Here is a 4,575-nt window from a genome sequence, read left to right on the forward strand (position 1 = left end):
TTTTTGATTTGCTTTCCTGCTTCCCATTTTTATGATTGTGCAGCTTTCAGTTACAATGCCTAGGTGTATTTGAGTGTATTTGATTGCGAATCTAGCTTTGGGGTGCGGGCGTCCGTCCGGCAAAACCCTAGTAGGGAGGTGTCATGGATGTCAGATGGGTGCCCTATGCGGCAGTTTTTCTCTCTGCTCTTGTCACCTCGTTTGCAATGACACCTCTGGCAAGCCATATTGCGTGGAAAGTAAATGCCATTGACTACCCCGGCATCCGTCGTATCAACAAGCAGCCCATTCCACGTATGGGAGGCATTGCAGTATTTGCGGCCATTGTTGTAGCGTTTCTTGTCCAGTACGTTGGTACGACGCATCTCGGCTGGGAAACCGTGCTTTCGCCCTCGGTGCACTTGGCAGGTATTAGCTATCAAGTGTTGGCATGCGCCTTTGGCGTCATTTTTCTTACGGGTATTTTAGATGACAAGTTTCATCTTAAACCTTTGCAAAAACTTGCAGGTCAACTCATTGCAGCAGCTATTGCTGTATCGGGTGGTTTGATGATAGGTTCGGTGGTTAATCCCTTTAGTGGTAGCTATTTTTATCTGGGTTGGGCAGCATATCCAGTTACGGTTTTTTATCTTGTTGCATATGTGAATATTTTTAATTTGATTGATGGTTTGGATGGTTTGGCTTCGGGTATCGCCTGCATAGCGGGCTTTACCATGTTTACGCTGGCGATGTTCGCGGGACGTCCCGATGCAGCAACCTTAGCAATTTCTCTGGTAGGAGCAACGCTTGGGTTTTTGCGTTACAACTTTCATCCCGCGAGTATTTTCCTAGGTGATTCAGGTTCGTTGTTGTTGGGATTTACGCTGGGAACGGTGTCTTTGCTTTCTGTCACCCGTATTGCTGGCTTTACTACGGTGATTGTGCCGCTGGTGATTGCAGGCATGCCCATTATCGATACGTTTTCTGCGATTATTCGCCGCTTTAGAGCAGGTGTTAGTATTGGGCAGGCAGATCGTGGACATATCCAGCATCGTCTGCTCAATAGGGGTTTTGATCAGCGTCGTGCCGTGTTAACGATGTACGGTTGGACAGGTCTTTTGTGCATCGGCACGTTGATTATGACGCAGGTGAGTGTGGGTCCGCGTGTAGCGGTTTTTGGTGTGCTGGTGGTTGGTTCAGCGGCATTTGCCATGCATTTACATCTGTTTGAGCCCGTTCTTCTTCATCATTACAACAAACACACAGGAGAAGACGAACTTGTTGATCCCGATAATCCTGCCTTTGAGGATGAGAAGGAACGCTTTGTTAAGGAACACCATCTTGAGCGCATAGACATCCGTCGCCGTTCTAAGTAGGTACGCAGGTTGGCGAAATAGCTGCCAAGGTTGGCGCAATAGCTGCCAAGTCAAGGTCGGCAAAATGGCTGCTAAGTCAAACCTAGCGAAAGCTCCTACGCTGCATGCTATAGAGCAGGGCCTGCAGGGCTGGTGACACCAGTAGCATCAAAGGCGGGAATAAAACTTTCAGAAACAGTGCCCCCTTGCTGCCACCACAGGTGCTCAAAACCCATCTCATCAGCATGGTCAAGCACGACTTCATATTCTTCGTCGATGACCGATCGCGCTAAATTACCGCCGGCTAATCGACAAGCTTTGTTGGGGGTATATTGATTCATCACAGATAGATCGACCTCGTTGCCACAAAGTTCCCATACACGGTCAACCACTGCACAGGAATCATCTATGTGGCCAGGTAATACGAGGTGTCGCACAATGATGCCACGTGTCATACGACCATCCGGTTCTTCGGCACGCCCGCCTGCAGTCCGCAGGAGCTGCAGCATTTCATATAGCGCTGCTACGGCGACCTCAGGATAGTTTGTAGCTTTGGAAAGTGTCGCTAGTTTGGCTGAGGCGTACTTAAAGTCGGTAAGCCAGATATCAACAGTACCCTGCATTGCACGCACCGCTTCGACCGTCTCATACCCTGAGGTATTACAGACAATGGGCAAGCCAAGTCCGGCCTTTCGAGCCATGTGTACAGCCTCACGGATATGTGGTCCGTAGTGCAAAGGAGTTACAAGATTGATATTGAGTGCACCTTGTGTCTGCAGCTCAAGCATAATTTCCGCAAGGCGCTCAACCGTGATTTTGAGACCAAAGCCTTCCTGTGAGATTTCGTGATTTTGGCAAAATATGCAGCGTAGAGGGCAGCCGGTAAAAAAAATTGCACCAGAGCCTGCCTCACCAGAGATGGGAGGTTCTTCCCAATAATGCAAAGCAGCACGCGCAATACGCAGCTCATCCGCGGCACCGCAAAAGCCTGCTTGCCCTTGATTGCGTCGTGCGTGACAATGGCGCGGGCATAACTCACAAATTTCGTAGGCGCTCATATCCATGTGAAGCTTCTTTCCAAAGCAGAACGAGCCAAAACAGCGCTGCCGTTCTGCACTGCCGTTGTCCTGCGTAATTCTTTCTTTTGTCGGTACCAACTGCCTAGTCTAGGTGTAAAAGCACAGCTGAAAGCGGAGCTAGGTCAAGTGTCACACTACCTTCTTTTACCGCAAAGCTTAGCTTTGTGTCCCGAGGGCGTGAACCCCCGTAGATATCCCAGTCGGTATTGATAAGTGGTGTAAGCTTTGTTGTAGCTTCAAGTTGCAACTGGTAGGCAGGCCATGGCTGGTCAGATAGATTGAGCACACAGAGAATGCGCTCGCCATCTACTCCACGTTCACGACGCTCAAAGGCATACACCATATGCTGCGCATCATCTACCTGGCGCCATTGGAAGCCCGCCTGGACATAATCTTGATCCCAGAGGGCAGGATGTGTGAGATAGCAGTGATTGAGCTCGCGACAGTAGCGTGCAAATGCTTGGTGGATGGGGTATTCAAGCAGCATCCAGTCCTGCTCGCGCTTTTCATCCCACTCACGCAGCTGACCAAATTCCGAACCCATAAAATTGAGCTGCTTGCCGGGGTGAGCGATCATGTAAAGATAGAGCGTTCGAGCCTGTGGAAATTTCTTCTCGTAGTCACCATCCATCTTTTGGAGGATGGTAGCTTTACCGTGTACCACTTCATCATGTGACAGTGGCATGAGATAGCGCTCACGGTGAAAATACATCATCGAAAAGGACAGCTTGTGGTAATTTTCGGGACGCCATGGCTGACCAGTTTGGAATAGCTCAAGTGTATCGTGCATCCAACCCATGTCCCACTTGTAGTCAAAGCCGAGTCCACCCTCCTCAACGGGTCGCGTAGTGCCATCAAAATCAGTGGAGTCCTCAGCGATAATCAAGGCACCAGGGTTGAGGCTATGCATACCCGAGGTAAAGCGACGCACAAACTCAACAGCATTAGCATTGACGCCACGAGACTCATCACCCTGCCAATAAATAATGCGACTTACCGCATCCAAACGTAGGCCATCAAAGTGATAGGCAGCTAGCCAGAAGTTTGCTGCTGACTGCAAAAACGAGCAGGTCTCGCCGCGCGAGTGCATGAAGTTGTGGCTACCCCATTCAGATACGCCGACGGCTGCATGGGGATATTCAAACAGCGCCGTACCATCGTAGTTGGCAAGGCCATAAGCATCAGTAGCAAAGTGCACAGGTACAAAGTCAAGAATAACGCCAATACCTGCGGTATGTAGGGCATCTACCAGCTGCATAAGCTGGGTAGGGGAGCCATAACGGCTGGTTGCAGCAAAAAACCCCGTAGTTTGGTAGCCCCAGCTACCGTCAAAAGGATGCTCTGCCAAAGGCATAAACTCGACGTAGTTATAAGCGTTTTCTTTTAGATACGCGGGAAGAATTTCCGCAAGTTCAGAAAAGCTATACCAATCTGCAGGGTCATCAGAAACCTGCTCACCCGAGCGTTTGCGCCAACTGCCGAGGTGCATTTCGTACATATTGATGGGAGCGGTATAGCTGGCAGCCGAACCATTTTTTTTGCGTGCAGCCATCCACTTTTGGTCGTGCCATTGGTAGCTTAAATCGCAGCTGATGCTGCGCCAATCAGGACGGAGCTCCATTGCAAAGCCGTAAGGGTCGCAGTGATCTTGGTAGCTGCCGCCGTGGTAGATGCGGTAGATATAGTGTTCACCGTAGCCAATACCTTTGGCCTCTGCTTCCCAAAAATTGCCATCATAAATTTTATGCATGGGCCATTCGCCAGAATCGCCAATTACGACAATGCCCTCAGCGCTTGGCGCAAATGTACGCCATACCATGCCTGTATCACTGAGGTGGGCTCCCAAGAAATCATGAGCAAAAAATTCGCGGCCTGCGTAAAAGTCCTGCTTATCCATAGGTTCTCCCTGAGCGACAAAGGCAAGTATGTTACTAAATTGTATAGTCTTACAGCCAGACATCTCACATTATGGCACGAAGTTGCCAAGTAGAGTAGTACGGTACGTTTGCCGTATGGCTATGATGATATGCCTTGTCTAGGCTGCATATCAGTTGACATGTGTCGTGCAAATTGCCACAATTACCCACGCAGCATTTTATTCGGGGATGTAGCTCAGCTGGGAGAGCGCTGCCTTCGCAAGGCAGAGGCCGAGGGTTCGAATC

At 49.8% G+C, this 4,575-nt stretch carries 3 protein-coding genes; 1 reads left to right on the forward strand and 2 read right to left on the reverse strand.

Annotated elements, in window-relative coordinates; translation table 11 throughout:
* Nucleotides 1–143: 143 nt before the first annotated feature.
* Nucleotides 144–1,355: a glycosyltransferase family 4 protein gene (locus Q0X25_RS07265; RefSeq protein WP_298580605.1), complete on the forward strand. Its 1,212-nt coding sequence runs from the start codon at nt 144–146 to the stop codon at nt 1,353–1,355.
* A gap of 107 nt (nt 1,356–1,462) precedes the next feature.
* Here the strand turns inward: Q0X25_RS07265 and Q0X25_RS07270 are convergent, their stop codons facing one another.
* The gene (locus Q0X25_RS07270) at nt 1,463–2,398 is read right to left on the reverse strand and encodes a radical SAM protein (RefSeq protein ID WP_298580608.1); all 936 of its coding nucleotides are present in this window, start codon (nt 2,396–2,398) and stop codon (nt 1,463–1,465) included.
* Nucleotides 2,399–2,495: 97 nt separating this feature from the next.
* Nucleotides 2,496–4,310 (reverse strand): 1,4-alpha-glucan branching protein GlgB, encoded by a 1,815-nt coding sequence (gene glgB, locus Q0X25_RS07275; protein ID WP_298580611.1) that lies wholly within the window; start codon nt 4,308–4,310, stop codon nt 2,496–2,498.
* Between the last annotated feature and the right edge of the window lie 265 nt (nt 4,311–4,575).

This window comes from uncultured Olegusella sp., assembly GCF_947253395.1.
In the GTDB taxonomy this organism is placed as follows: domain Bacteria; phylum Actinomycetota; class Coriobacteriia; order Coriobacteriales; family Atopobiaceae; genus Olegusella.

Excerpts from the sequence above, each read along its gene's own strand:
- Q0X25_RS07265 (WP_298580605.1), top strand. The coding sequence starts at position 144 with ATGGATGTCAGATGGGTGCCCTATGCGGCAGTTTTTCTCTCTGCTCTT.
- Q0X25_RS07270 (WP_298580608.1), bottom strand. The coding sequence starts at position 2,398 with ATGGATATGAGCGCCTACGAAATTTGTGAGTTATGCCCGCGCCATTGT.
- glgB (WP_298580611.1), bottom strand. The coding sequence starts at position 4,310 with ATGGATAAGCAGGACTTTTACGCAGGCCGCGAATTTTTTGCTCATGAT.